27 protein-coding genes and 1 tRNA gene are annotated in these 26,717 nt (G+C 43.0%); 7 read left to right on the top strand and 21 right to left on the bottom strand.

The genetic code is table 11. The features are described from left to right. The first annotated feature begins 67 nt into the window (after positions 1 to 67). The 4 genes from OCW38_RS05600 to OCW38_RS05585 all read left to right on the top strand — a co-directional run bounded on the left by OCW38_RS05600 (position 68) and on the right by OCW38_RS05585 (position 4,033). Positions 68 to 745: a response regulator transcription factor gene (locus OCW38_RS05600; protein WP_010437961.1), complete on the top strand. Its 678-nt coding sequence runs from the start codon at positions 68 to 70 to the stop codon at positions 743 to 745. Next, positions 742 to 2,049: a sensor histidine kinase gene (locus tag OCW38_RS05595; protein WP_010437958.1), complete on the top strand. Its 1,308-nt coding sequence runs from the start codon at positions 742 to 744 to the stop codon at positions 2,047 to 2,049. The genes OCW38_RS05600 and OCW38_RS05595 overlap by 4 nt, the downstream gene beginning before the upstream one ends. A 127-nt stretch (positions 2,050 to 2,176) precedes the next feature. Continuing rightward, positions 2,177 to 3,106, top strand: a complete 930-nt coding sequence (locus tag OCW38_RS05590) for a pyridoxal-phosphate dependent enzyme (RefSeq protein WP_010437956.1) — start codon at positions 2,177 to 2,179, stop codon at positions 3,104 to 3,106. A 189-nt stretch (positions 3,107 to 3,295) separates the two neighbouring features. Next, positions 3,296 to 4,033: a dienelactone hydrolase family protein gene (locus OCW38_RS05585; RefSeq protein ID WP_016768383.1), complete on the top strand. Its 738-nt coding sequence runs from the start codon at positions 3,296 to 3,298 to the stop codon at positions 4,031 to 4,033. A gap of 75 nt (positions 4,034 to 4,108) precedes the next feature. Here the strand turns inward: OCW38_RS05585 and OCW38_RS05580 are convergent, their stop codons facing one another. The 6 genes from OCW38_RS05580 to OCW38_RS05555 form a co-directional block, all read right to left on the bottom strand. Then, positions 4,109 to 5,362: a D-amino acid dehydrogenase gene (locus OCW38_RS05580; protein WP_010437950.1), complete on the bottom strand. Its 1,254-nt coding sequence runs from the start codon at positions 5,360 to 5,362 to the stop codon at positions 4,109 to 4,111. 314 nt (positions 5,363 to 5,676) lie between these two features. Then, positions 5,677 to 6,603 carry a LysR family transcriptional regulator gene (locus tag OCW38_RS05575; RefSeq protein WP_261895363.1) on the bottom strand — a complete coding sequence of 309 codons (927 nt, stop codon included), beginning with the start codon at positions 6,601 to 6,603 and terminating at the stop codon, positions 5,677 to 5,679. 259 nt (positions 6,604 to 6,862) lie between these two features. Next, positions 6,863 to 7,648 carry an HAD-IIB family hydrolase gene (locus tag OCW38_RS05570; protein ID WP_016789271.1) on the bottom strand — a complete coding sequence of 262 codons (786 nt, stop codon included), beginning with the start codon at positions 7,646 to 7,648 and terminating at the stop codon, positions 6,863 to 6,865. Between the two features lie 35 nt (positions 7,649 to 7,683). Further along, positions 7,684 to 8,967, bottom strand: a complete 1,284-nt coding sequence (locus tag OCW38_RS05565) for a TRAP transporter large permease (RefSeq protein WP_010437944.1) — start codon at positions 8,965 to 8,967, stop codon at positions 7,684 to 7,686. Between the two features lie 9 nt (positions 8,968 to 8,976). Next, on the bottom strand, positions 8,977 to 9,441 hold the full coding sequence (locus OCW38_RS05560) for a TRAP transporter small permease (RefSeq protein WP_010437942.1): 465 nt from the start codon (positions 9,439 to 9,441) through the stop codon (positions 8,977 to 8,979). Between the two features lie 108 nt (positions 9,442 to 9,549). Then, entirely contained in the window at positions 9,550 to 10,563 is a 1,014-nt protein-coding gene (locus tag OCW38_RS05555; protein ID WP_016768387.1) for a C4-dicarboxylate TRAP transporter substrate-binding protein, read from the bottom strand. Between the two features lie 273 nt (positions 10,564 to 10,836). Here OCW38_RS05555 and OCW38_RS05550 point away from each other — a divergent pair, with 273 nt between their 5' ends. Both OCW38_RS05550 and OCW38_RS05545 read left to right on the top strand, forming a co-directional pair. Next, positions 10,837 to 11,541 (top strand): glycerophosphodiester phosphodiesterase family protein, encoded by a 705-nt coding sequence (locus tag OCW38_RS05550; RefSeq protein WP_016768388.1) that lies wholly within the window; start codon positions 10,837 to 10,839, stop codon positions 11,539 to 11,541. Positions 11,542 to 11,550: 9 nt separating this feature from the next. Continuing rightward, positions 11,551 to 12,303, top strand: a complete 753-nt coding sequence (locus OCW38_RS05545) for a DeoR/GlpR family DNA-binding transcription regulator (protein ID WP_010437933.1) — start codon at positions 11,551 to 11,553, stop codon at positions 12,301 to 12,303. Between the two features lie 78 nt (positions 12,304 to 12,381). Here the strand turns inward: OCW38_RS05545 and gltS are convergent, their stop codons facing one another. The 4 genes from gltS to OCW38_RS05525 all read right to left on the bottom strand — a co-directional run bounded on the left by gltS (position 12,382) and on the right by OCW38_RS05525 (position 17,369). Beyond that, positions 12,382 to 13,596: a sodium/glutamate symporter gene (gltS, locus tag OCW38_RS05540; RefSeq protein ID WP_010437930.1), complete on the bottom strand. Its 1,215-nt coding sequence runs from the start codon at positions 13,594 to 13,596 to the stop codon at positions 12,382 to 12,384. Positions 13,597 to 13,850: 254 nt separating this feature from the next. After that, positions 13,851 to 13,941, bottom strand: a tRNA-Ser gene (locus OCW38_RS05535). A 162-nt stretch (positions 13,942 to 14,103) separates the two neighbouring features. After that, positions 14,104 to 14,553: an L-alanine exporter AlaE gene (locus OCW38_RS05530; RefSeq protein ID WP_261895359.1), complete on the bottom strand. Its 450-nt coding sequence runs from the start codon at positions 14,551 to 14,553 to the stop codon at positions 14,104 to 14,106. A 248-nt stretch (positions 14,554 to 14,801) separates the two neighbouring features. Then, complete coding sequence (locus OCW38_RS05525) at positions 14,802 to 17,369, bottom strand: ATP-binding protein (protein WP_456303362.1); 2,568 nt, start codon at positions 17,367 to 17,369, stop codon at positions 14,802 to 14,804. 137 nt (positions 17,370 to 17,506) lie between these two features. On the opposite strand from OCW38_RS05525, the gene OCW38_RS05520 reads away from it, so the two are divergent. Beyond that, positions 17,507 to 18,076, top strand: coding sequence for a UPF0149 family protein (locus OCW38_RS05520; RefSeq protein WP_010437925.1), 570 nt, complete (start codon positions 17,507 to 17,509; stop codon positions 18,074 to 18,076). A gap of 74 nt (positions 18,077 to 18,150) precedes the next feature. On the opposite strand, the gene OCW38_RS05515 is transcribed toward OCW38_RS05520, so the two are convergent. From OCW38_RS05515 to cydX, 11 genes are all read right to left on the bottom strand, one after another. After that, the gene (locus OCW38_RS05515; RefSeq protein ID WP_010437923.1) at positions 18,151 to 19,182 is read right to left on the bottom strand and encodes a potassium channel protein; all 1,032 of its coding nucleotides are present in this window, start codon (positions 19,180 to 19,182) and stop codon (positions 18,151 to 18,153) included. Positions 19,183 to 19,356: 174 nt separating this feature from the next. Beyond that, on the bottom strand, positions 19,357 to 20,418 hold the full coding sequence (gene nadA / locus OCW38_RS05510) for a quinolinate synthase NadA (protein ID WP_010437921.1): 1,062 nt from the start codon (positions 20,416 to 20,418) through the stop codon (positions 19,357 to 19,359). Between the two features lie 232 nt (positions 20,419 to 20,650). After that, entirely contained in the window at positions 20,651 to 21,433 is a 783-nt protein-coding gene (gene ybgF, locus OCW38_RS05505; RefSeq protein WP_261895354.1) for a tol-pal system protein YbgF, read from the bottom strand. 33 nt (positions 21,434 to 21,466) lie between these two features. Next, positions 21,467 to 22,009: a peptidoglycan-associated lipoprotein Pal gene (gene pal, locus OCW38_RS05500; RefSeq protein WP_010437916.1), complete on the bottom strand. Its 543-nt coding sequence runs from the start codon at positions 22,007 to 22,009 to the stop codon at positions 21,467 to 21,469. Positions 22,010 to 22,121: 112 nt separating this feature from the next. Then, positions 22,122 to 23,474 (bottom strand): Tol-Pal system beta propeller repeat protein TolB, encoded by a 1,353-nt coding sequence (gene tolB, locus OCW38_RS05495; protein ID WP_010437914.1) that lies wholly within the window; start codon positions 23,472 to 23,474, stop codon positions 22,122 to 22,124. 12 nt (positions 23,475 to 23,486) lie between these two features. Then, complete coding sequence (gene tolA / locus OCW38_RS05490; protein WP_016797566.1) at positions 23,487 to 24,554, bottom strand: cell envelope integrity protein TolA; 1,068 nt, start codon at positions 24,552 to 24,554, stop codon at positions 23,487 to 23,489. A gap of 13 nt (positions 24,555 to 24,567) precedes the next feature. Beyond that, positions 24,568 to 25,011, bottom strand: coding sequence for an ExbD/TolR family protein (locus tag OCW38_RS05485; protein ID WP_010437899.1), 444 nt, complete (start codon positions 25,009 to 25,011; stop codon positions 24,568 to 24,570). Between the two features lie 3 nt (positions 25,012 to 25,014). Beyond that, positions 25,015 to 25,698, bottom strand: a complete 684-nt coding sequence (tolQ, locus tag OCW38_RS05480; RefSeq protein WP_010437896.1) for a protein TolQ — start codon at positions 25,696 to 25,698, stop codon at positions 25,015 to 25,017. Next, entirely contained in the window at positions 25,688 to 26,125 is a 438-nt protein-coding gene (ybgC, locus tag OCW38_RS05475) for a tol-pal system-associated acyl-CoA thioesterase (RefSeq protein ID WP_016788831.1), read from the bottom strand. Before ybgC ends, tolQ begins: the two co-directional genes overlap by 11 nt. 174 nt (positions 26,126 to 26,299) lie before the next feature. Then, positions 26,300 to 26,602 carry a cyd operon protein YbgE gene (gene ybgE / locus OCW38_RS05470; RefSeq protein ID WP_010437891.1) on the bottom strand — a complete coding sequence of 101 codons (303 nt, stop codon included), beginning with the start codon at positions 26,600 to 26,602 and terminating at the stop codon, positions 26,300 to 26,302. Next, positions 26,595 to 26,702 carry a cytochrome bd-I oxidase subunit CydX gene (gene cydX / locus OCW38_RS05465; protein ID WP_000270284.1) on the bottom strand — a complete coding sequence of 36 codons (108 nt, stop codon included), beginning with the start codon at positions 26,700 to 26,702 and terminating at the stop codon, positions 26,595 to 26,597. Before cydX ends, ybgE begins: the two co-directional genes overlap by 8 nt. Between the last annotated feature and the right edge of the window lie 15 nt (positions 26,703 to 26,717).

Genomic DNA, 26,717 nt, shown 5'->3' with positions numbered 1-26,717 from the left:
TGTTATTGACATATTTTTCACGCTCACTCAGGATAATGTTACCGTCTATTTCTGTATGAGAATCAAAATGAAACGAGTTCTATTAGTCGAAGATAACCGTGAAATTGCCGGGGTCTTATTTGATTATTTTGAGTGTATTGGTATGGAACTCGATTACGCGGACAATGGCGAACTTGGACTGCAGCTCGCAATGGAAAACTCATTTGATATCATCCTATTGGATCTAATGTTACCGAGAATGGACGGCCTAACGCTTTGTAATAAATTACGAGAGCAAGGCAATGCGACACCGATTCTGATGCTGACCGCCTTGGATAGCCGCGAAGATATGTTGAAGGGTTTTGCACATGGTGCCGATGACTATCTCACTAAGCCTTTTGATTTGGATATTTTGGAAGCGAGAATGAACGCATTAGTTCGTCGCTACCGCGGAAAAGTAGCCTCTTCTAAACTTCAATTCGATGAACTCACCATCGATCAAAAAACCCGTAAAGCTTACCGTCAAGACAAACTGCTCGCACTCAACCCAACGACTTACACCATACTTGAGATGCTGTGCCAAAGTGCACCTGAAGTGGTCACTCGTGAAGCTATCTCATACCAGCTTTGGGAGGAAGACGAGCCCAATAACGATGTGTTACGGAGTCACATCTATCAATTACGAAACCAACTCGACAAGCCCTTTAACAACCAAATGTTGATTACTGTCCCTAAAGTAGGATTCCGTTTGGAGTCTTCAAATTGATTTTGAACGTTCTCACTAGCACTAAAACTCTAACTGGCCGCCTAGCGGTTTTCTTTGGGGCAATGGCGGTCATTGTCTCGGTCTTTACCTACATAGTGTTTATGTCTGCACTTTATCTATCAGAAGATCGGGTGGGCGAAAGACGTATCTTGATTGACCGAAACTATGCGGTTGAGCAATTTCAGTCAGGGGAGAGTGGTAAAATTCGCATCGATGGTCTTACCATGGCATACAATGACCCTTCATTCATCCCTATCGAATACCGGAAATACATTGAAGGTAAAGAGAGCTTTGTTGGTGAGGTAGGAGAAGAGCCTGATTCACGAATGGTGTATGTCGGTGAGTATTCTGACAAAGGGAAAACCTATCCAATCATCCTTTTATCTGAAGTTGACCGCGTCGAGTTTAGCCATGACGAATTAGTGTACGCAACAACATTCGTTTTAACATTACTTTCCATTTTAATTTTTAGCTTTGGCGCTTTGCTCTATCGATTATCGAAACGACTGATAGAACCTTTCAACTTACTTTCAGAGCAACTCGAGACAAATAAATTAAACCTAAGTGAAGAGTTCGGTGTAAGTGATAACGCCGCCGTTGAGTTTCGCCAATTAACTGATCAGCTGAATCAATATCGTCGTGAAATTAATTCATTACTCAAACGAGAACAAGCCTTTGCTCGATACTCTAGTCATGAGTTAAGAACGCCACTGACGGTTGCTCGTGGTGCAAACAAGTTATTACTAAGAAGCGAAACAACGGAGTTTCAATCTCGTCAGGTCGAACGGATAGATGATGCGATTGTACAGATGTCAGAAATGGTCGATGCATTACTGGGCCTTGTGCGTTATGAAAGAAACAGTGATGACGCGCCGCTGCGCTTATTTTGCCAACAAGAGTTAGAAAGCATCATTTCGAAGAACTCGTTACAGGCAAATGACAAACAAATAGAAGTATCCTTACAGGTTCAATCAGAACCCACCATTCAAGCCACCAGTGCTATCATGAATATGCTGGTCGGCAACCTATTAAGGAATGCCATTGCAGCGACCAATAGTGGCACTGTCATGGTTTCTTTGTCCGAAGAAAGTATTATGATTGAAGACCAAGGTGAAGGCTTACAGGAACAGTACAACCCCAATGGCCATGGATTAGGTTTATTGATCGTCGACGACTTATGCCAACGCTTCAATTGGGGCTTTGAGCTCGTCAATCGTAATGGAGGTGGATGTAGCGCCAAGATCACCTTTGAAACGAGCTCAGCTTCATCGACGTCGATAGCAACTGAGCAAGTAAACTCTTAACATCGAACTCGATATCCAATGAAAACTTGATTTAGTTGGTTTACAGCGCTTGTAGGCTACTAGATACTCATTAGTCCTATTTGATATAAAAATGCTGGCTTCTTAGTCAGCATTTTGTTTAAGTGCAATGAAACTAAATAATAGCCCTGTAACTCAACATCTATACAACGACCACACCTTTTTCTTGAAGCGTGACGATCAGCTCCACTCTCATTTTTGCGGCAATAAAGCGCGAAAGTTCATGAAACTTCTCGAAGACGAACACCCTAATACGACAACCTTAATCAGCTACGGTTCTGCGCAAGCTAATTCGCTATTCTCGCTCGCTGCACTGGCAAAGATTAAAGGATGGACCCTTGAGTTCTACGTCGACCATCTGCCTCAATGGCTACATGAACGCCCAATCGGTAACTATCGTGGCGCTGTAGACTTGGGCGCAAAAGTCATTTCAGTGAGAGATGCTGGGTCGCAGCTGCATCCAAAAGAGTACATTGAACAAGTTAGACAACCTGACTGCCATTGTATTGTGCTACCTGAAGGTGGACGCTCTCAACTGTCTGAATATGGCGTAAAACAACTGGCGATGGAAATACTCAGCTGGACACGTTTCGAAAGTCAACATGAGTTCGTCGTTGCCTTGCCAGCAGGCACAGGTGCTACTGCACTCTACCTTCATAAACATTTAAAGTTACATAACATCCCTGTATTAACTTGCGCCTGTGTTGGTGGTAGCGACTATTTAACGCAGCAATTCAATGAACTTGGTGAAGCCGACCATCCACAGATCTTACCGCTCAAAACTAAACATCACTTTGGTAAATTATATAAAAAGGATTATCAAACTTGGTTGGATCTTCAAGAACAAACCGATATTGAGTTTGATCTACTTTATGACCCATTAATGTGGCAATGCTTAGAACAGTGGCAACAAGACAACCTGACTAAAACCATTATCTATGTCCATCAAGGTGGCATATTAGGTAATGAATCTATGCTGCCACGCTATCAACGCAAGTACCCTGATATCTTCAGCAACAGTAACAACGCATCTTGGTAGTCGTTTTTTACCCTCTCTCATAATCAAATAGCCACAGCATCTCATTACGGTGGCTTTTTATTGATCGTACTATCACTCTATGTCTACCTTAAAAATCAAACATCAAATATCAAGAAGGAATCTGGCGAGAATCCTAGCGTTATCTATACTTTTGATTGAATTATCATTTGTCATCTAAAGGATTAACGCATGCGAACACTCACTACGCTAAGTTTACTTGCAGCTCTACTTCCCTTTTCTGTGATTTCTGGAGAAAACGTTACTTACCAAGTTGACGGTGTGGACTATGAAGGTTATTGGAGTGAAGCCAGCGACCAAGCGCCTTTGGTGCTGCTAATACATGATTGGGATGGCTTAACCGACTACGAAAAGAAACGTTCCGAGATGCTCAATGAACTGGGGTACAACGTGTTCGCCATCGATCTATTTGGTAAAGACATTCGTCCAACCGAAGTGAAAGACAAAAAGCAACACACAGGCGAATTGTATCAAGACAGAGAAAAAATGCGTACGCTGCTCAATGCTGGAGCCATGGAAGCGGAAAAGCTAGGTGGTAACTTAGATAACAACGTGATGATGGGGTATTGTTTTGGTGGCGCAGCCGTATTGGAGGCCGCGAGAGCAGGTATATCCTCCAAGGCTTACGTCACCTTCCACGGTGGCTTATCGACACCAAAAGGACAAGATTACTCTCAGACAAAAGCGCCAGTTGTTGTGTTCCACGGAACCGCTGATGCCATGATATCAATGGAAGATTTTGGCAACCTCGCAGCTCAACTCGAAACAACCAAAGTCCCACATGAAATGATCACCTACAGTGGTGCTCCGCACGCATTTACCGTGTTCGGCTCAAATAACTATCAACAAGAGGCCGACCAGAAATCGTGGGAGCGCTTCACTCATGTATTAGAAACAACCACGAGATAAATATTCGATATAAAACTTGAGCCAGTACCCCATTCTTAACGATGAAGATACTGGCTCGACCATGACATCATTCAGTTACAAGTAACGAGCAATATTCAAATCATCGGCTTCAATATCAGTTGTAGAGCCACTGACCACACTCGCTAACAACTTTCCCGAGCCACACGCCATTGTCCAACCTAGCGTCCCATGTCCTGTATTCGTAAATAGGTTTTCGATTGGCGTTTTACCGATAATAGGCGTGCCGTCGGGTGTCATTGGCCTTAACCCTGTCCAATATTCTGCCTTAGTAAAATCCCCCGCCTGAGGGAAAAGATCTTTTATCACCATATCTATCGTAGCTTTGCGTTTTTCAGGAATATGGTAGTCGAAACCAGCCAGCTCAGCGGTACCTGCAATCCGAATACGGTCATCAAATCGGGTCATCGCGACTTTGTAGGTTTCGTCCATCACGGTAGAGGTTGGTGATTTCTCTTCATTAATGATAGGCAATGTCAACGAATACCCCTTCACTGGATACACAGGAATTGTCAGGTTGACCTGCTTAAGGAGATCTCGAGAGTAACTGCCAGAAGCCACCACATAAGCGTCCGCTTTAAATTCACCTTGGGTGGTGGTGATGCTTTCAATAATTTGATTCTGATGATTTAACTTAACCACTTCGGTATCAAATTCGAACCGGACTCCCAACCTCTTGGCTTTCTCGGTCAAATTTAAACAGAACTGATGACAATCGCCCGTTTCATCGTGAGGTAGATAAAGGCCGCCAACGAGCTTATCTTTAACATCTGCTAAACCCGGCTCTACAGCTAAGCATTGAGCGACATCAAACAGAGAATGTTCGATCCCACTCTCTTTTAACAGCTTCATATCCTGCTGAATGAAGTCCAATTGCTTCTCGCTGCGAAACACTTGCAATGTACCTTTCTGCCTACCTTCATAAACCAAGTCTTCACTGGTTCTTAGGTGAGTCAGGCAATCTCGGCTGTAGTTGGCTACCCGCAACATGCGCGATTTATTCTGGGCGTACTTGGCTTCATTGCAGTTGGTGAGCATCTTAGTCGCCCAAGAAACTAAGTCAGGAGACAGTGACGGTTTCACTTTCAAAGGCGAATGCTCTTGAGTGAGCCACTTCATTGCTTTTAATGGAATACCAGGAGCAGCCCATGGTGAAGAATAACCGTAAGAGATTTGGCCAGCATTAGCAAAGCTGGTTTCCTTACCACTAGAATCTTGGCGGTCGATTACCGTGACAGAGTGCCCCTCTTTCGCTAGATACCAAGCACTGGTCAATCCAATAACGCCACTACCAATAACAATAACTTCCATGCTCTTCCCCTAATGCCCAGCAAAAACTCAATTTTCTGGGCACCGCTTTCAATTCAGATACTACTTTCGTTAATGGTTTGTAACTTATTCTCCAGGCGTTGACTTAACAATAGTCAAACTGTTGATAAAAAGTCAATTTGGCTTAGAGGCCAACCCAGAAGTTTAGAACTGTGAGGTTGAGTACGTAGTTAAGTTGTAGTTAAGTGGAAGAATAAGTTGCTCATACCGTTAGAGAGTTAACTAGAGGAAGACACGAACTGGTAAGCTATGGATAAATACACAACGGTAACGATTTAGAGCATCTCTATATCAACCTAAATATTATAAGCATCATGACTCAAGAACGTCACATTCTCGAGTAAGAAATCTAACAGCGTTTCGGCTTGAAGCGTCAGTGCTCTGCCTTTTAAAGACTGAACCTTAACGGTCGCTTTCGAAAACATTTCCAACTCTGTGGTCACCACTTCGATTTGCCCCGATTGAATCTCATCAAGCACGGTAAGCTTTGGCATAAACGTGACGCCCAACCCTGCTGACACAAAGTTAGTGAGAGCCGTTACCGAGTTAGTTTGAAGCTTTGGTTGCAAAGTAAGGTGAGACATTTGTTCTGCATGCTTCACTAACCGTCCCATGCCAGTCGAGTTATCGATTAATGCGACAGAAACATCTTTAACGTCTTGAAGTGTTACTGGCGCTTCTTTCATCGTCAAAAAGTGCCCTTTGGGAGCGATAAGCTCCAACGGATGACTACGCTCAACGTGTGAATGCAATTTAGGGTGTGGAGCAGACGCGTAGGTAATCGCAAAATCTATCTGTTGATCTTCCAGCATTTTAACCGCATCTAACGCTCCAGCAATCTCAATCGACAAATTAATATCCGGATAACGAGTCATGAAAGTTTGCATCGGCTGAGAAACCAAGTTGGTTATAAAACCTTCACCAATTGCGATACTGACATTGCCACCTTTCAGGTTTTTCAGCTTAGTTAGCCGAGTTATTAACGCCGTCTCTCCCCGAACGATTGAACGGTAGTAATTCAGTAGCTCGTTACCCGCTTCTGTTAAAAGCGACTGTCGATTATTACGTTCCCATACTTTCATTTCCGCTTGCGCTTCGAGCTGCGTCAGCATTCGACTCATCGCCGCAGGATCAACGTTCATCATCGTTGATGCCTTGCGTAGTGACCCATATTTTGATAACGCATTCAGATATTCAAGTGCTCGAATATTAAAGTGGTGCATTCAACTTCCTTGTGGTTCGACTAACACAAAGTAAGCCTCTCATAATTCTCTAATTTACCCATCTAGGAATTGAGATGGCAGCGCGGCAAGTTTGGAAGTTGTGGGCTGAGTCACCAAGAAAAGCATTTAAAGCAGGCAAAAACGCTATACAAAAAGTGAACATACACATCTTCATAAAACAAAAACACAACTCAATTCAGTAAAGAAGTGAGTTGTGTTTGATGTCTATAGTCGACAGTTCAAAGACTACAGCCACGAGCTATTTTATGGCAAGCAGCTTATCGACAAACTCAGCGAAACCGTACCCACCAGGCTTGCTCATCACCACTGATGGATGATGCTCTAAACGGTTCCAGTAATGCTGAATATTCGCCACACCGACACTGTTAGGCAAAATTTCAAACATGTATTGGTCGTTCATCGAATCTCCCACATAGCAACTACGTTCAACTATCTCTTGGTTAGATAGCCCCTTCTCCTTAAGAAAAGCAGTCGATGTCGCTTTCTTAGAGTGCTCACCATACCAAGCATTAATGTGAATAGAGCTTGCTGTAGCGTGAGCGCCTAGCTCGTGAATCTTAGTTACGATTTCTTCAATAATAGCGTCGTCGACTTTTGGACGATTTTGACCAATATCGATCGCTACCTCACACAAACGATAAGACTGATCTAGCGTTAAATTGAGCCCTGGGTAATCGCTCAAAATAGCCAATACTTGTTCTTTTAGTTTACTCTGGTTGGCACTGACTTCTGGTAAAGGGATATCAGAGCGCAACGTAAGAAAGCCGCCTTTCTTTTCCAGAATAAACGCACCGTTCTCACCGAGAACCGCATCAACAGGCCACAACTGAGCAATGTGATCACACCAACCGGCACAAGCGCCTGTTACTGCAACCACTTTTCTCCCCGAATCACGAAGTTTACTCAGTGCTATTAGGGTTTGCGGTGGCAATTGACCTTGCCATGTTAAGGTGTCATCCACATCGGTTAACACCCAATCTATGTTTTTCCATTTTGGGTTCAATTCATTCGATACCGAATTCATTTCTACACCTCTAAATAATTAATCACAAAACAGTGTTAAAGCAAATTCGGTAAAAACATCACTAAGCTTTCAGAGAAAGTCAGCAACATCAGAACCGTGAGTAGTGCTAGCAACAACGGAGCCACTTCTTTCACGAAGTCGACCATACGGACTTTTAAAATCGAGCAAACCGTAAACATCATCGAACCAAATGGCGGAGTCACACCACCAATCATGATATTCACAATCACGATAATGCCGAAATGAACCGGGTTAACGCCTAGGTTAAGCACAGCAGGAAGCAGTAATGGCGTGAGTATGATCATTGCAGCGCCGCCTTCGATGAACATGCCAACCACTAATAGCAGTACGTTAATCAACAACAGCAAGACTAACTTGTTGTCGGTGAGCTCTATCAAAGCAGACGCGACATTGTGCGGGATTTGCTCTAGGGTCATGTAGTAACCGAAGACCATCGCTCCGATAATAATGAACATCACGCTACTCGTACCCTGCACCGTTTCACGCATGATTAGCGGGATATGTCTTAGGCCAAGTTGACGATAAACAAAAATACCAATAATCGCACAAAGCAATACTGCGATTGCACCCGCTTCTGTCGGTGTAAACAAACCAAAACGCATACCAAGAATAATGCCGAATGGAATCAGTAACGCGGGAATCGCTTTTAGAAAGTAATGAAAACGCTCTTTCGCAGAAGCAGGCTCAGAACGAGAAGGCTTATAACGACGCTTGCGTGCGATAAACGCGATTGTCACCATCAGCGATAACGCCATCAAAAATGCAGGTACATAGCCAGCAATAAACATCTGATGAACGGAGACATTCGCTAACAGCGCAAAGATGATTAAGTTAATACCCGGTGGAATAACAGGGCTGATACTTGATGACGCCGCCGTCACTGCAGCTGTAAATGGCAGATCATAACCACGCTTGGTCATTTCAGGCGCAAGAATCTTCGATTGCATCGCGGCATCGGCATTCGCAGAGCCAGAAATACCGCCCATTAACGTACTCAGCGCCACATTAACCTGCGCGAGACCGCCCGTTTTATGGCCAATCATCGAATCTGCAAAAGCCAATAAGCTTTTACTGATCCCCGCATAGTTCATCACCGAACCAACCATGATAAAGAATGGAATAGCCAACAATGGAAATGACTCTGTCGAGCTAATAAAGCGCTGCATTACCAAGCTGACGGGAATTGAGTCATTGATAAAGAGAAAGTACACCATTGCCGATGCGATCAATGAAAACGCAATGGGTATATTCAATAGAAACAGAACAAAAAGAATGAGGATTGGAAGATAGCTTTCCATTAATCGTACCTACTTAAAAGAGCGCTTTAGAGAAGCAATATCGCTGACGATGAATCGAACCGTGTGGATTGCCATCAATGAAAAACAAACTAACAGCACACCATTGATAGCAAAATATGACATGCCCATCACTGGCGTTACCTTGTTAGATAACATCAGGTATTGATAACTCAGAACAGCCATCAAGATGTTAAGAGCCAGTAGGAAGAGGGAAACACATAACCTAAACGGGGTTTTGGCTTTTTCCGGCAGCATGGCTACCACCACATCAACACCCATGTGGAGCTTGTGTTTATAGCAGGAACTAATGCCTAAATAGACAGCCCATATGAAGCAAATAACTGAGAGTTCTTCGCTCCATGGGACAACAAATCCAAAGCCATAACGTAAAACAACATTAATAATGACTACTAGAACGGTAATCGAAATAGCAATAGAGGCGAGGATTTCTTCAATATTTTTCAATAAAAACAAAAGACTTCTCCTGTGAAATATCCAACATAACGTCGGTTACTTCAGGAATAAAACGGCCTGAAGGGAATCAGGCCGTTTTCATTAACGAATTAATCTACATTCGCAGAGTTACTGTGCAGCTCGAATCGTTTCCAACTCTTTCATGATCGTTGCGTGTATGCCTTCGCTCCATGTTGGGAATTGGTTGTATACGTCAGCCGTCAACTCATTGAACTCGTCAGAGTTAACTTCATTAAACGTAACACCTAGCTCTTCAAGTTTTTGCGTGTATTCAACATCCAGTTTAACTAGCTCTGCAGTATTAGATTCTGCGCCTGCTTCGAGCTCTTCATTGACGATTTGCTGTTGCTCTGGCGTAAACTTGTCCCAAAGAGTCGGTGAAATGTAGATACCAACCGTGCCTAGGAAGTGTTTAGTCAAAGACATATTCTTCGCTACTTCGTAGATTTTAGTTGAGTACATCGTCAGGATAGAACCTTCAAGACCGTCAACAACGCCTTGTTGAACACCTGCATAGGTTTCTGGGAATGGCAGAGAAGCTGGAGCCGCCCCCATTGCTGAAAGCGTGCTGATAAACAACTGGCTTTGTGGAACACGGATACGCATCCCTTTCATGTCTTTAGAGTTCACGATCTCTTTATTGGTGATCATGTGACGGAACCCAAACATGTAGTCAGCATTCAATACTTTAATGCCTTTTTCTTCAGCTTTAACCTTCAAGCCCGCGACAAATTCCGTATCCATCATCGCTAAGTATTCATCATACGTGTTGTACAACATTGGGCCTGCCAGTGCTGCAAAGTCGGGTACGTAATCGCCTAGGTAGGTTAAATCCTCAACGGCAATCCAGTTTGCGCCGTTAACGACTTGCTCCAAGTTGTCTTTATAAACCGGTAATTGACCACCAGGGAAAACTTTAATGTTTACAGAACCATCGGTTCTTTCTCGAATTTTATCGGTCGCTTTAATTAGCTCCTGTGTTAATAACTCATTTTGAGTGAACACAAGGCTCATGTTGATGTTGATCGGATCGTCTTTGACTTCAGTTCCAGCCTTGTCAGCTTCACCACAACCAACAAGCAACGTTGCCGCCATAATTACTGTACCTAATAGCTTTTTCATTTTTAAATCACCTTATCGTGGCTATCTTGTCTAAATATAGAGGGTGTTATTAAGTTTTCGTAGAGTATGTAAGTGAATTATTACATTCATATGAACATTTATCTTAGTAACCTGAACACACTGAGGATGAGGTCTCACTATTGTACAAACTCTATACAACTTATTTTAGCTAGATCTCATTTAAAATAGCTCGATATAGAAGGTAAATAATAAATCTGTAATAAAGTGGAGTTACTGTCTCCTAAATTTTCAAATGAACATCGAGAATAAATTATGCTTACAGCCCACCGTGGTGCCGCTTCTTTAGCACCAGAAAATACCTTAGCCAGTATTGAGCAAGCGGCAAAAGTAGGCGCTAACTGGGTTGAAATTGATACCCAGCTCAGTGCCGACGGTATCCCTATGGTTTTTCACGATAAAACGGTGAATCGTTGTACTAACGGTACAGGAAACATTGCCGACTTAGATCTAACAATGCTCAAGACTTTAGATGCTGGCAGTTGGTTTGGTAATGAGTTCGTAGGCACTTCAATTCCTACATTAAATGAAGCGTTAGACAAATGTCTCGAACTTGATTTAACACTGAACCTTGAGATCAAGATTTATAACGATAAAGCCATCAAGCCTTTAGTTAAAGAAGTGATCGCATTGATCAAACAAAAACACTTCCCAATTGAAAAACTGCTGATCTCTAGCTTTAAAAAGGAAGCATTAAGTATTTGCCAAGAGCTAATGCCTGAAGTTAGACGAGGATTTATATGTGAAGTATGGAATGATTTCAGCCTTGAATCACTCCAGCCGCTTGACCTATATAGCATTCACATTGACCATCGAATCCTTGATGAACCGATAGCCAAAGCTATCAAGACTTCTGGTGCGATCCTTAAAATATGGACGCTAAATGACCCACTATTGGCCAGCAAATATCTCAACCTCGGTGTCGATAACATCATCACCGATGTACCACATAAATTTTAGTGAGCTTCTATGGAACTGAACCACCGTCAAAAGCAAATACTCGCAACACTTAAAGCGAACCAAGACATTCAGATCGATCATTTGGCTGAACTATTTTCCGTAACCACTCAAACCATTCGTCGTGATGTGAATCACTTGTGTGAGCAAGGTTTGGCGCGAAGAGTGCACGGAGGTGTCAGCTTACCGACAACATTGACTAACACCAGTTATCGATTCCGTTCAGGTGTTGAATCTGAAACAAAAGACAGTATTGCGATGGCGGTCGCAGACGCGATACCTGAAGGTTCAACGGTTATGATGGGCATTGGTACAACGGTCACCCGTATCGCACAATACTTAGTGGCAAAGCCGGCATTACGAGTGATCACCAATAATCTGCAAGTCGCTCGTATCCTTGAAGCAAACGAGCAGATTGAAGTGTATTTAGCGGGTGGTTTGTACCGAAGAGAACATCAAGACATGGTGGGAAGTAGCGTAGTTCACTTCTTCTCAGATTTTGAAGCCGACATTGGCATTTGTGGTTGTGGTTCAGTAACTGATAGCCATTTCGCGATGGAACATGAACAAGTTGAAGCCGACCTATCCAAATCAATTATCAAAAACAGTAGAGAAAGTTGGCTTGTCGCAGACGCAAGTAAATGGGGACGCTTTGCCGCTCTAAAAGTCGCAAAGCTGGGTGATTTTGATCGTATATACACGAATTACACCCAATTACCTTCTGAACTAAACAGTCATTTAGTCGAATACGAAACGCATCAATAAAGACAAAATACATAGCGAAATACAAAACGCCTAGTATCGCTAGGCTTATAAAATTACGAACATAGTTCGTGATAATAGCTACATCCCAACAAAGAAACTAATTACCAGTGCGTTAATCAAATCAACAAAGAAACCACACACTAGTGGCACCACAATGAATGCTTGTGGGCTTGCACCATAACGATGGGTCACCGCGGTCATGTTCACAATCGCGGTAGCGGTCGAACCTAATGTAATACCACCAAAGCCAGAACATATCACCACTGAGTCATAGTTTCTTCCCATCAAGTAATAGACGACAAAGATGGTGAATAGCAGGGAAAGCAAAATCTGGATACTCATGACAACAGAGATATAGCCAAACAACCCATCAAGATCCCAGATGCGTAGCCCCATTAACGCCATGGTCAAGAACATCCCCAAACAGATATCAGAGATCATCGCCAATCCTTTACGGCCTTGAGCGATTTTCTCTTGCGTGCGACGCTTCTTAAATAGCGCACGTCCAACGTTACCGATTAGGATACCTGCGATTAAACAGCTAACGAATAGTGGCAGTTTCAAACCCATAGCGTCAATAACTTCACTCAGGCTGTAACCCAGCATCAGAGTGAGGTTAAGAATTAACCATGCCCATAGAACGCCATAATGACTCAATTCTGTACGTGTTTCGCTTTCTTGAAATGCACCAACCGTCACATCTTCTTCATTAGATGGGTTGATTTTATGCTTATTAAGTAGATAGTTTGCAATTGGGCCACCAATTACACATGCCGCTATCAAGCCAACCGTATTTGAAGCCACACCGAGTTCTAACGCATTAGATATACCAAACTCTTCAACAAACATGGGTGCCCAAGCAAGCGTGGTACCAACGCCACCAATCAGACTCACAGAGCCGGATAACAAACCTGCTTTCGCGTCCATCCCAAAACCTGAAGCCACAACCATACCAACTACGTTTTGCAACACGATAAAGACGGTAGCCAGACACAGCAAAATGAACAGTGGTCGCCCACCTTTTATCAGCGTTTTAATATCCGCTTGAAGTCCAATACCAGCAAAAAAATAGAGAAGCAAAAAATCTCTGACATCTAAACTAAATGTAATTTGAATTTCAAACAGATAGTAAAGCGCTGCTACGGTCGCAGCACAAACAAAGCCACCAATAACGGGCTCTGGCAATGAATATTTCCTTAGTACTTCAGAGCGCTCAATCAAACCTTTACCGATAAAAAGTAATGAAATCGCGATAGTAAAGGAAAGCATTGGAGAAACGAGGGTTTCTGTCATGGGGTATTAGATTCCTGATTGTGGGATTATTCATATTATTGCTTACTCTTGATCATCTAGATCCATACCAAAAAATCAAGCTTTTATCGGTTAAAAAGGCGCCTAATATGATTCTATTTAAATCGGCATAAATAGAGTAAATGATGACCAGGAAAGCATTACAACAACTTATACGAGAGTGTGTGCAGAAGGCGTAGAATTGTAGGGTTTCTAGAACGAGAAAACCCCAGCATTTCTGCTGAGGTTTCGAATAGTGGTGGAAGGATGGGGATTTGAACCCCAGATACGCTATAAACGTATACTCGCTTTCCAGGCGAGCGCCTTAAGCCACTCAGCCATCCTTCCACAAATTTTGTGTCGAGCTTGTTGCTCAACGAGGCGCTACTTTATTGATTCTGCTTGCTTTGGTCAAGGGGCATTATCAAAAAAAGTACCTTTTTCAGTTTGTTCGATTACAAATTAACTCATTAGATCAAAAACAAACCAAATTTCATTGTGCCTTTGTGCCTACGCTTGTTGGGAGTAGCCCGGAACTCGAAACCATTTGCGGCACATATCTAGGAAGTAACCGTAAAGTACACCCATACCACATGAGATAACCGCATTACTGGTGACTGCGGTCACGATCTGCTCGCTTGAAGCACCAACAGCCAACAAGATACCTGCATAAACAGGAGACTGGAATAACACGTAAGCCATTAGGTCGGACAAATTCTTCATCAAAGAGCTTTGTGAAAGCTTTGCACCATTGCACAAGAACCAGTCACGAAAGACACCATAAGGCCAAGCAATAGCAATATTTACCGGAATAGACAACGTTCGTGAAGCAAGAGATTGCTCGAACGTCATACCTGAGATAAACACTTCTACGATCATGCCAGAGATAAAACAGAAAATTACCATAGCAAATGTATCCGCAGCGGCGTTACGAATACAAAATGGACCACGAGATTTCATTGACAATAAACCTAAAATATATCACTACTTGGATAGTGATTTAGTAACATATAAACAAGGTTTTTTTTAACCTTGCCAGATAATGTCGCTATTAAAACACAACTTAAGCAGTCATACATTCCAAATTAAAAATCAAGTTGTAAATTAACAACCAAAAACCATTTAAAAAGCAGTCACTTCCACCAGAAAATCATACACAGGTCAAATAACGGGCAATTCGTTGTTTACTTTCTGTAATTAAATAACACTCAAGCCATAGGTAAATTTACAGTAATGATATTAATAGTGTCTTGAGTAGGAGGAGCTCCCATAGAAACCTGCTCTAGAGCTTTATCGACTTGAGATGACAATTCGGGATTATTCATAGGCTTAATGTGTAGACGTAAGCTCTCCAATGCAAATTGAATCAACTCTAGGTTATTGTCTTCAAGTGCTACATACAACGTCACTAACAGCTCTTCAGTATTATCTTTGTTTCGTAGATCGGGTTTAGGTAGAGAACGACTTTGGCTCTTCTGTCCATGAAGATGCGTTCTCTGGGAGTTCACATTATGATTATGACGCACCAAGTCCTTGCTCATTTTTTCATTGCTAACTGTTTCTTGGTGAACTTCATCAATACGTCCTTCCTCATAACCTTCATCTTCATGGAATTGGTAAAGCTTATGCGAATAACGGAATAAAGCGTCGTCTAATTCACGTTCATCAATGGGCTTGGCGACAATGTAATCCACACCAGCGCCAAGCATTCGTTCGCGAGTCTCTTTAAAGACATCGGCAGTACAACCAAATATTAAAACTGATGAAACATCACCGATTAAAGCGCGAATAGCTGTTGTTGATTCAACGCCATCCATCACTGGCATATGGTTATCCATCAACACCAAATCAAAATGCTCTGCGACCACAGCTTGTATCGCAAGCTCACCATTTTCGACACTTTTGCACATGAAGCCTTTACTGCTCATGAACGTTTCAATAATGACGGTATTGGTTCGGTTATCCTCAACAATCAGCACTTTTAAGCCAGAATAATCTAACTTTTTGTGTGGCAAGCTCTCTATCTCACCCGGTTGACAAGGTTGGATTTTCAACCGAACGTCGAAGCTCGTACCTATTCCTTCTTCACTAGTAACCGTAATACTACCATCCATCAGCTGAGCAATTTTCTTCACGATCGCTAAGCCTAGGCCGGTACCACCAAAACGTCTTGTAGTCGAAGATTCTGCTTGTTCAAAAGGTTTAAAGATACGCTTTTGCGCTTCTTTGGAAATGCCAATCCCGGTGTCACGAACTCGAATACTGAGGTAGGTGTCATTTCCTTCAACAACTTCTTTAAAATACACCTCGACAAAACCTCTGGAGGTAAACTTCACAGCATTGTTTAATAGGTTGAACAAGATCTGGCGCAGCCGAGCCTTATCCGAGAAGTACCAACGCCCAGAAGGCACCTCAGAATAAACCTTAAATTGGAGCCCTTTTTCAGAAGACAATGTGTAGTAGACGCTGTTGATACTGCCAATGATTGAATCTAAAGGAAAACGCGTTTCATCAAGATCCAACCTACCCTGCTCGATCTTTGAAAAGTCTAGGATCTCATTCAGCAGTGTCATCATATGATCGCCAGACTCATACAAACTCTTAAGGTGCTTTTCTTGCTCTGTATTTAAAGGGGTTTTAAGTAGGATTTGTGCGGTACCCAATACCCCGTTCATCGGGGTACGGATTTCATGTGACAACGTTGCCAGAAAAGCAGTTTTCGCATTAGTTGATGCTTGAGCTTTAACCTTTTCCGCTTCGAGGTAAATGGTCTTTTCATTAAAGGTTTTGATCAAATGACCGATTTCATCTTGGCTTGAGTACTCAACATCAATGATTTCACCGGCTTTAGAACCATCGACCTTTGCTGCAATGGCGGTAATTGGGCTAATCAAATAGCGGTTTAACAAGTAATAACCCGCCATCACACACAGTAGTAATAGAGGTACAATGCCGCCTTCGATACTCATGACTTGACGAAACACTTCGTCTGCAACGCGTGACTTAGAGTTAACCACATCAACTTGCCAACCGAATTCACCAAATTGATTACTACTGATGTAGATCCCTTCAACAAGATTGAAATTATGAGACACCAAGACTTGGTTAAGTTTGTCCCTAAGCGTAATACCAAGATCATACTCTTCCGCATGGTTCTTAATAAAACCCAATAACTCTTCGAGAGAGAGATCCACCGTTGCCACGCCAGCAAAGATGCCATCATAATAATAAGGGGATGAAGCGGTGATCATTCGAACATGGGTGTATGGATCGATATAAACATCACTCCACAAAATGGTTCCCTGGCTTCTGTTAATGACGGAGGTATACCAATACTCTTGATGATAAGGTGCAGTCTTAGGATTGTTATAAGAGAACAGCTGGTCAATCTTGCCATCGTCTGCTTTATTGAAAAAATAACTATTCAGTTGCATTTGAGGATTGAACATATAAGGTTCTGGCCAAATACCTGCACTGACGATCGTGTTGTCACTTGCCGCCAACATCGACTTAAACAAAGGAAGGACCTCAGCACCGCTTCGTTGTGCCTGAGCAAGACCAACTAAACTGTCAACAAAGCCTTCAGAGCTATTGAGAGGTTCTGTAATCAATGCAGAAAGAAGCTCTGTACGGAGATCTAGGTTCTCTTGTAATTTGGCTCGCACAGGGGATTCTACGACGTAATACGTCACACTACCGACAATAGCGATAAACATTGCAAGGTATAAGCTAAGCGCTACCATGCTTTTTTTCTTTAAAGACGACCGTATCTGCATAATTTTTTATTGTTTTCTTTTCTGTTAAACCTAGTGTTTATCATCAATGACATCAAGCCTTTTTAGATTGAAGCTTGATTGGTGTAAGTTCATTGGTACTATAAGTGCAAATATGTTCCCTTTTACGGTACCTCACTTTGACTTTACAAGATATTCTTGCGCTTCCAGAGTTGGAAGGAAAGCTAATCACAGAACACAAAACTATGGGATTTGTCACTGCAATGGCAGCGTCGCCTAATGTGTTAACCCCGCACGAGTGGCTACCATTCCTTTGGGGGGGTGAAGAAGTCGCTCCTTTTACTGATGGTGAACAGCTTGAAAGCTACATTGAAGTTATCATCGCGCTTTGGAACAAAACTCGCCCAGAGTTAATCGAAGGCACTTGGGTTTGGCCTGAAGCTTGTCAATTAGATGACGAGGAAGTGGTAAACACAGCAGCTCGTGATTTTTGTGAAGGCTTACTTCAAGGCTGGCAGATTGCACGTGACGACTGGGAGACTCTGATGCCTGAAGACAGTGAAGACAACGCGTTAGTTGGCGGTGTACTGCTTTCACTAAGTATGCTGTACGATCCTGAAACCTCAATTGCAACACTTGCAGAGCAAGGTATTGAAGGTCTTGAACAATTCGAAGAGATCTTTAACGCTGTTCCTGTGATGCTTTGTGGGCTAACGCAACGCGGCATCGCATTAGCTGAAGCTCAATAATAATGATTAGCTAGATATAAAGAAGGCCTCTCGATGAGGCCTTTTTTTGTTTGAAAAGAAATCAAATACGCGTTCTAAAAGCCTTTCCAATCAAAATCATCAATTCGCTCATCGGCGATATAAAACAACTTGGTCCCACTACTAACCACTTGATCCAATTCTGGGTTGAGTTCAATTCCGCTACCGGAATCTATTGCAATCAACGTTGCTTGATACTTCTTTTTAAACGCCGAGAAGATTGGCGCAACGGTGACAGGCTCGGCATCTTTAGGGTAATAGGTTGAATACTGTGTCATCCCCCTTGTAGAACTCAATAGCTCTTGATGCAACGCACTTGATCCTGGATCAACCGCAGCCTTTGCCAACATTTCAGCACCGACTGCTGGTATACACTCAGAATTAGGACAATGTTTATGTAGCAGATCACTCAATGCTTCATCTTTAAAGTAAACGAGTAGATGCGCTTTAGGGTTTCGATTCGCGCAGTAAAGTGCCGCGGATAATGTAATGTCGTCTTCTGGGTTATCAATCAAGATACAACTGGCTGACTCGATACCGGTTTTCTCCATCTCTTTGCCATCAGTGTAGCTGTTCACTTTAACAAAGTTGATTTCTCCAGGTAACGGATTTTCAATATCCGAACGAGTACACAACACTATTGGTCGCTTACCCGTTTCTTCATGCTGTAACATACGAATTAGATGAATCGTTCTTTGTTCATTCCACCCAAGCATCAAAATGTGGTTGTCCACTCTAACTCTCCTTTTTCCTAGCAAGCCCGCTCGCCAATATTCAACACCTTCTGTCGCTACCTTACCTAGCAAGGCCGCGAAAAGACTCAGTCCACCCGGAATCACAAACAATATAACGATCCATTGCCCTGCTTCTGTTGTGGGCGATAAATCACCGTAGCCAACCGTAGACGCAGTCACGACTAGGTAGTAAGCGAACGTGGTAAACGAGCTGGTTAGCGCTGTTTCACCCGCTAAATACAAACTCGACCACGACAGAAATACGTAGCCTAAGAAGGTGAACAGTAAGTTTTTTCCATTCAAAACAAAGATATTTGCTTTGACCCAACGTTTGAGTTGTAACCAGATTATCATTCGAGCCTCAAATCCTTCGATCTTACTTACATGCTAGAAAAAATACCTGATATCAACAAGATGTATCATCAGAAAAAGATACATGACCACAAGATTGATACTAGCGAGCTATCTTTAGACACAAAAAAACCAGCACTATTGGCTGGTTTTTCGTTGGTTAGATAAAAGAACGGCTTACGCGTTACCTTTTACCTGCACATTTAACTGCTCAGCAAAATCTAGCATGCGGTTCAGTGGGATAAGAGACTTCACACGCAGTTCGTCAGAAACGAAGATCTCGTGTTGCTCACCACCGTTCTCAAGCGCATTTTCAATCGCTTCAAGGCCATTCATCGCCATCCAAGGACAGTGTGCACAGCTGCGACAAGTTGCACCAGCACCCGCTGTTGGCGCTTCAATCAGTTCTTTTTCAGGAACCAATTGCTGCATCTTGAAGAAGATGCCTTTGTCTGTCGCCACGATCATCTGTGGGTGAGGAAGCTCTTTCGCCTTCTTAATAAGCTGGCTTGTTGAACCTACAGCATCCGCCAGTTCAACCACACTTGCTGGTGATTCTGGGTGAACCAAAATAGCCGCTTCTGGGTATACCGATTTCATTTTCTTCAAAGCATCAGCTGAGAACTCATCATGAACGATACACTCACCTTGCCAAAGCAGCATGTCGGCGCCAGTTTGATTTGCGATATAAGAACCTAGGTGACGGTCTGGGCCCCAAATAATGGGTTTGCCTTCGGCGTCTAGGCTTTCAACGATTTCTAAAGCGATACTCGACGTAACCACCCAGTCTGCACGAGCTTTAACAGCCGCAGAGGTGTTCGCGTATACAACCACAGTATGGTCAGGATGAGCATCACAAAATTCTGTAAATTTATCAGCAGGACAGCCAAGGTCAAGTGAACATTCCGCTTCAAGCGTTGGCATTAATATGCGCTTCTCGGGAGTCAGAATCTTTGCAGATTCACCCATGAAACGAACACCAGCGATGATCAGCGTACTTGCTGAATGACGGTTACCAAACTTGGCCATTTCCAATGAATCGCCAACAAAACCACCAGTATCTTCAGCCAGAGCCTGAATTTCAGGGTCTGTGTAGTAGTGTGCAATTAGAACTGCATCTTTTTCTTGAAGTAGTGTTTTGATATTCGCGATGTGTGCCTGTTTCTGAGCATCACTCAAAGGAACTGGCTTAGGCGGAAACGGGTAAACTGTATCAATTTTATCTAGTATATGACTCATTGCTCTTGCTCTACGCAACTTCTTCCGAGAATCCGAGTATTCTACACAGGACAGCGATTGGGATCAAAAAGGATTGGTTGCAAACGGCTACTCGCTAATACTCAAAAAGCATAAACAAGTCTTTATGTAACTATTACGAAGGGAGTAACTGTTTACCTAACAGCAGTAAGCCAGTATTTATCGAAATACTGCGGATATAAAAAAGAGGTACCTAAGCACCTCTATTTTTGATTTATAAGTGAGTCTTAGCCACTTTTGCCGAGGCACTGTTTGGATACTCGGTCACGACTTGTTGGTAATATTTTTTAGCTTGCGTCGCATTGTTGTTACGCGTTGCTATATCACCAAGCTTAACCAGAGCATCTGCTCGCTTATTTGAGTCTTTGTAAGATACAACAGCGGCAAAACTTTTCACGGCTTCTTTATCTTGCTTCTTAGCAAAATAAAGCTGACCTAACCAGTAATGAGAATTAGGCGTGAAAGTAGAATCTGGGAAGTCTTTTTGAAACTTTTGGAATGCTGCGATAGCACCCGTGTAGTCTCGTTGCTTTAGAATCATGTCTACAGCATTTTGATAAGCGGTTTGCTCATCAACATCGGTACTGAACGTACCAGAGGCATCTTTAGAGCCTTCGCTCACTGCTACTGCTACCGTTGCTGTTCCGGCTGCTTTCACCTCGCCTCTTACACGATCCAGTTCAATGAACAGTTCACGTTGGCGCTCTAGCATTTGTTTCATATCGTAACTGTTTCGTTCCAGCTCACCACGAAGTTCACTGATCTCCAGTGCCATGTCGTCGATTTGCTGTTGCATTTGAAGCTGAACGAGGTTTCGATTTTGAAGCAGGCGCTCTAAACGCTCAATATCTGATTCGTTAGATGCTGATCGAGAGGAAGATGTTGAATTAGTTGCGGTGCTATTGAGATCGGATACTGGGGCTGGTGCAGCGAACGCAATGTTCGCTGCACTTGCCAGTAACGAAAGCAAAATGACTCGCTTTGTGTTACTGAACATGAGGCAATTCCTCAATTATATAATCTACTAAAATTAGTAAACTAGTACTGCGCGACGGTTTTTAGCGTACACATCTTCAGATTGACCAAGAAGAAGTGGCTTCTCTTCACCGTAGCTTACGATAGAGATTTGGTCAGCTTGAACACCTAGAGCTTGTAGGTATTTCGCTACAGCTTGTGCACGGCGCTCGCCAAGTGCGATGTTGTACTCAGGAGTACCGCGCTCATCAGCGTGACCTTCGATAGTAACGTTCATGTCAACGTTCTTAACTAGGTAAGCTGCGTGAGCTGCTAGCATTTCTTCATAGTCGCCAGCGATAGTAGAGTTATCGAATGCGAAGTAGATTGTTTGAGTTTCACGTAGCGCTTGCTCTTTAAGCTCTTGCTCAGACAGTTGACCGTTAGCGTCAATTGGCGTTACAACAGTTGTATCTACGTTGCCTTCTGTACCTGAAGTTGTTTGGTTGCTTTCAGTACCAGATGTTGCAGATGTTGCTTCATCAGTTGAGCTACATGCCGTTACTGCCATCACTGGTAGTGCAATCATCAAGCCTTTAAGAACTTTGTTAAGTTGCATCTTTTTTTCCTTACGTTATCAAACTTAGTTTCTACAGCCGACTAAGTGCTATAGATAGTTAAATGCCACAATAGTTAACACTATCAATAGCTAATAGAATGTATCACTTTACCTAGAGGAACGGTGACCATGCCGGCGCTCTTACGCGTCCGTTGGTTGCCGGTAATCTAGCTTTAAAACGGCCATCGATAGAAACCATCGATAGTACATTTGTTTTATTGTAAATAGAGCTATAGATAACCATACCTCCATTCGGTGCAATACTTGGGGATTCATCTAACAGAGTTTTTGTTAGTACCTGAACCGCACCCGTTTCCAAATCCTGTTTCGCCAAGTTGAAACCTGAATTACTACGATTGACCATGATCATGAATCGTCCATCAGGGGTGATTTGACCACCTAGGTTTTGGCTACCTTGCCAAGTAATACGAGACGTCGAGTTATTTGACAAATTTACATTATAAATCTGAGGTTTACCACCACGATCCGAGGTAAAAATAAGAGACTTGCCATCTGGGTGCCAGAACGGTTCAGTATTATTTGAACGACCACGAGTAATCTGAGTCAGCTTACGACTAGCAAGGTCAAGTGTGTATACCTGAAGGCTGCCTGTCTTCGATAATACCAATGCCAATGTTTTACCATCCGGTGAGAATCTTGGCGCACCATTGTGACGAGGGTATGACGTCACCTTCTCACGTTCACCGGTATAAATATTCATAATGAATATTTCAGCTTGGCCATTTTGGAAACTCACATAAGCAAGCTTCTTACCGTCTGGTGACCATGCTGGTGACATCAGAGGCTGCTTAGAACGAAGCACTAAGCGCTCGTTGAAACCGTCATAGTCAGCCACACGAAGTTGGTATGGGTATTGGTCTTTATCGTTTACGACCACATAAGAAATACGGGTTAAAAACGCCCCTTTTTCACCAGTCAGCTCTTCATAAACTAAGTCAGCTATACGGTGCGCATACTCTCTCAAGCGTTTACCTGGAACCGTCGCTTTCTTGTTAAATAGAACGTGGTCTTTAGAAAGTACGAGTTGGCCTTCATCACTCAACGCGCGGCTTTGCCCTTTGGTTAACTGACCACGAACAATGTCGATCAATTGGTAATTAACCACATACTGCCCTTCGGCATTCTTAGTGATGCTACCGGTAAGCAATGAATCAACACCTAGATTCGTCCAAGCATCAAAATCCACCTCAGCTTCACTGTAGGGTGTTTGAGGCATTTTGCTTGTTGCAACAGGGCTGAATTTACCACTGCGTTGTAAGTCAGAAGCGATAACCGCTGATACATCGTGTGGTAATGGCTCTTCGCCTTCCCAGCGGAAAGGTACAATAGCGATAGGTCTTGCAGAGTTTATACCGTCTGTAATAACCAGCTCCAGCGCTGCATGTGCAAACTGGCTGCTTGTCGCTATTATGAAAACAAAACTCAGTAATAGTTTTTTTAACACAAGTTCGTCCTTTTACTCTGGTGATACAGTTAAGTTAATGTCTTTCAGTGATTTCACAATGTCTGGGTCTTTAGGCAACGGATAAGATTGCACTTGAGCCACGGCACGCTTGGTTGCTGCACACAATCGGCTATCACCATCCAGAATACTCAAGCTTCCCAAAATCGCATTCGAACCTGTTGGAATAAGCTTAAGGTTCACTCGACAAGAGCGCCCTCTATAACTGTCTTCTAACAGTAAGTTTTGCTGAATAAGTTGAGTATAAATCGCACCATAGCGTTGTGCTTCATCACTTATAAATTGTTGTTTCGCCGAAGAATTTTGAGTCGACTCAGTTTCAAGCCCAGCAAAGATATCGTTCAATGCTGCTTCCTGCTGTTTACGCTCTTTTTCTGCTTTTTCTGCAGCTTCTTTTGCCTTACGGGCTTTTTCTGCTGCGGCTGCCGCTTCTTTTTCTTTCGCTATGCGTTGCTTTTCGGCGCGTTCAGCAGCTTCTTTCTCTTTACGAGCTTTGTCTGCTGCTTCTTGCGCGGCTTTTTCTTTTGCCACGCGTTCTTGTTCCGCTTTTGCGATTGCCGCTTCTTTGGCCTTACGCTCGTTTTCTGCTTTCACTAACGCAGCTTCTTTCAACTTACGATCTGCTTCTGCTTTAGCGGCTTTCTTTTGCTCTTGCTGTAAACGCGCTTCTTCAGCTTGACGTTGTTTCTCTTTCTCAACTCGACGTTTTTCAGCTTCACGAGTCGCTTTTGCTTCTTTCGCTTGCTGCTCTTTCAGCTTGCGAATGTTTTCTTCTTCAGCTTTACGATTCTTTTCCAGTCGTTCACTTTCACGTCTGAGCTTGTCTAGACGTTCTTGCTCTTTCTTGCTCGCGGCTTCTCGTTGTTGACGAATCTGTTGAGCTTGCTGGCGAACCAACTGAGGGTCAATCACCACAGCTTGAACCATCTGCCCTGTCGGCTTAGGTTCTGACATCGTGAAATCCGCTCCCCAAATGAGCGCAACGAATAAAATGACGTGCAGCCCAAGAGAAATAAGAAGCGGTGTTCTGAAATTATTGGATTTTTTATTATTCGCTTTCATGAATGCTACGGAGCTATTCCCTTATATCCGTTAAAAGGCCAACCTTTGGCACACCTGCACGGCTTAATTCATCAAGTAACAAAACCACTTCAGCGTAAGGTGTTGCGGCATCACCGCCAACCGCTACTGGAGAGCTTGGCTTCAGAGACAATTCAGCTTTCACTCGGACGATAATCTCCTCCAGTGACAAGCCACGCTGTACTTCTTCGTTATTCACGCTCAAACCAAATTCACCGTCTTTGTTCACTTCGACGATAATAAAGCTCGCGTTGTCATCACCCAATAGGTCTTGTGCTGACTTAGCTGTTGAAGCCTGAGGCAATTCAACATCAACACCTTGGGTAACAAACGGTGACGTCACCATAAAAATGATCAGCAATACAAGCATAACGTCGATGTAAGGTACAACGTTAATCTCTGCTGTCATCTTGCGTTTTTTAGGTTGGTATCCAGCCATCTATTATTCCCTGCCAGCCATCGCTTGACGGTGAAGAATACTGTGGAACTCTTCAGAAAAAGTCGCGTAATTGTGCTCGAGCTTACCTACACGGCTGCTGAAACGGTTATACGCCATTACTGCTGGGATTGCAGCGAACAAGCCCATTGCTGTTGCGATAAGTGCTTCCGCAATACCAGGTGCAACCATCGCTAACGTAGCTTGTTTTACTTCACCGAGTGCGATAAATGAGTGCATGATGCCCCAAACCGTACCAAATAGGCCGATGTATGGGCTAATAGAACCGACGGTCGCTAAGAAAGGTAAGTTGGTTTCTAGCTCATCAACTTCACGCGCAACCGCAACCCGCATTGCACGACCAGTACCTTCCATAATGAAGTCTGGAGATGTCGCATTTGATTTACGTAGGCGAGCGAACTCAGTAAAGCCTGCGTAGAAAATCTCTTCTGTACCAGAAAGCTCATCTTTGCGTTTATTGCTCTCTTGATACAATTTAGCAAGATCAACACCAGACCAGAACTTATCTTCAAACACTTCAGTTTGTTTAGAAGCTTGAGATAACACTTTACTTCTTTTTATGATCATTGCCCAAGAAACAACAGACATGCCCATAAGAACTAGCATGACCATTTTAACCAGTAAACTGGCTTCTAAAATTAGGCCTAAGATTGAGATTTCAGCAGTCACTATTCGTTAGCTCCGTAAGAATAAATGTTGGCATTGCCTTGGGTTTCATTTTTTGATTGTCGATACATGCTACCTTAACCATTGCTTTACACAATGCTTTGCCATCAGGATTTACGATCTCTTGACAGAAGACCAAGCTAGCTCGCTTCAATTCGTAAATATTTGTAATGACTTGTAAAGAGTCATCAAGACGTGCGCCTCGAATAAAATCAATGTCCATATGTCGGACTACGAAACCGATATTTTGTTCTAACAATACTTGTTGAGAAACGCCAATCGAGCGCAGCATCTCAGTTCGAGCACGTTCAAAAAACTTGAGATAGTTAGAATGGTACACGACCCCACCCGCATCGGTATCTTCGTAATATACGGTTACTGGCCACGTAAACGGCTTAGATAATCCCTGCAAATTAATACCACAACCCAAAAACGATAAAGATATCACTATAACCTAACTCATTATCATTAATAGTATATGGCTGTGAATTTTTTGAGTTAAGAGACGAAAAAAAAGGCCATCTGTATAAGATGACCTCTTTTTGACTAAAAACCCAACAACGACCTAGGTTTACTTTGTAACAAACCTAATCCGCAGCCTTATTTAGATAAGGCGTAACGCCGTTAGGTAGAGCAAAATTGTGAGTGAAACGTATGGGCTAAACAGCAACTGCCACATCCAAGCTCTTGGCTTAAACCCGATACCGTAAACCATACTTGAGCAAACTGCCCAAATAAACATTGGCCCAATGATCGCGTTAAAGCCACCGATGCTTGTCGCATACGCTTCAGGATCCCACATCACTAAACCAACATGCATGAAGCCCAATATCAGGGATAAGGCTCTTAACAGAGTCTTATCCATTGGTTGATGCAGTTTAGCGACTTGCTCTGCGAGATTACTCACTGTCTTTGTCCATCATTTCTGAATGCTCAAGCCAAAGAGCATTGATGATGCCGAATGCACATGCTAGAAGTACACCCAAAATCCATGCGAAATACCACATAAAATTTCTCCTAAG

This window comes from Vibrio cyclitrophicus (assembly GCF_024347435.1).
GTDB classification, from domain to species: domain Bacteria; phylum Pseudomonadota; class Gammaproteobacteria; order Enterobacterales; family Vibrionaceae; genus Vibrio; species Vibrio cyclitrophicus.
The sequence above is the reverse complement of the archived record's forward strand: the minus strand, read 5'-3'. Positions and strand labels throughout refer to the sequence as shown.

Coding starts and splice junctions, on each gene's coding strand:
- OCW38_RS05575 (WP_261895363.1), bottom strand. CDS start 6,603: ATGCACCACTTTAATATTCGAGCACTTGAATATCTGAATGCGTTATCA.
- OCW38_RS05550 (WP_016768388.1), top strand. CDS start 10,837: ATGCTTACAGCCCACCGTGGTGCCGCTTCTTTAGCACCAGAAAATACC.
- OCW38_RS05570 (WP_016789271.1), bottom strand. CDS start 7,648: ATGAATTCGGTATCGAATGAATTGAACCCAAAATGGAAAAACATAGAT.
- ybgF (WP_261895354.1), bottom strand. CDS start 21,433: ATGTTCAGTAACACAAAGCGAGTCATTTTGCTTTCGTTACTGGCAAGT.
- OCW38_RS05600 (WP_010437961.1), top strand. CDS start 68: ATGAAACGAGTTCTATTAGTCGAAGATAACCGTGAAATTGCCGGGGTC.
- nadA (WP_010437921.1), bottom strand. CDS start 20,418: ATGAGTCATATACTAGATAAAATTGATACAGTTTACCCGTTTCCGCCT.
- OCW38_RS05525 (WP_456303362.1), bottom strand. CDS start 17,369: ATGCAGATACGGTCGTCTTTAAAGAAAAAAAGCATGGTAGCGCTTAGC.
- OCW38_RS05555 (WP_016768387.1), bottom strand. CDS start 10,563: ATGAAAAAGCTATTAGGTACAGTAATTATGGCGGCAACGTTGCTTGTT.
- OCW38_RS05585 (WP_016768383.1), top strand. CDS start 3,296: ATGCGAACACTCACTACGCTAAGTTTACTTGCAGCTCTACTTCCCTTT.
- gltS (WP_010437930.1), bottom strand. CDS start 13,596: ATGACAGAAACCCTCGTTTCTCCAATGCTTTCCTTTACTATCGCGATT.
- OCW38_RS05590 (WP_010437956.1), top strand. CDS start 2,177: ATGAAACTAAATAATAGCCCTGTAACTCAACATCTATACAACGACCAC.
- OCW38_RS05565 (WP_010437944.1), bottom strand. CDS start 8,967: ATGGAAAGCTATCTTCCAATCCTCATTCTTTTTGTTCTGTTTCTATTG.
- pal (WP_010437916.1), bottom strand. CDS start 22,009: ATGCAACTTAACAAAGTTCTTAAAGGCTTGATGATTGCACTACCAGTG.
- cydX (WP_000270284.1), bottom strand. CDS start 26,702: ATGTGGTATTTCGCATGGATTTTGGGTGTACTTCTAGCATGTGCATTC.
- OCW38_RS05515 (WP_010437923.1), bottom strand. CDS start 19,182: ATGATAATCTGGTTACAACTCAAACGTTGGGTCAAAGCAAATATCTTT.
- OCW38_RS05530 (WP_261895359.1), bottom strand. CDS start 14,553: ATGAAATCTCGTGGTCCATTTTGTATTCGTAACGCCGCTGCGGATACA.
- tolA (WP_016797566.1), bottom strand. CDS start 24,554: ATGAAAGCGAATAATAAAAAATCCAATAATTTCAGAACACCGCTTCTT.
- OCW38_RS05580 (WP_010437950.1), bottom strand. CDS start 5,362: ATGGAAGTTATTGTTATTGGTAGTGGCGTTATTGGATTGACCAGTGCT.
- OCW38_RS05545 (WP_010437933.1), top strand. CDS start 11,551: ATGGAACTGAACCACCGTCAAAAGCAAATACTCGCAACACTTAAAGCG.
- OCW38_RS05485 (WP_010437899.1), bottom strand. CDS start 25,011: ATGGCTGGATACCAACCTAAAAAACGCAAGATGACAGCAGAGATTAAC.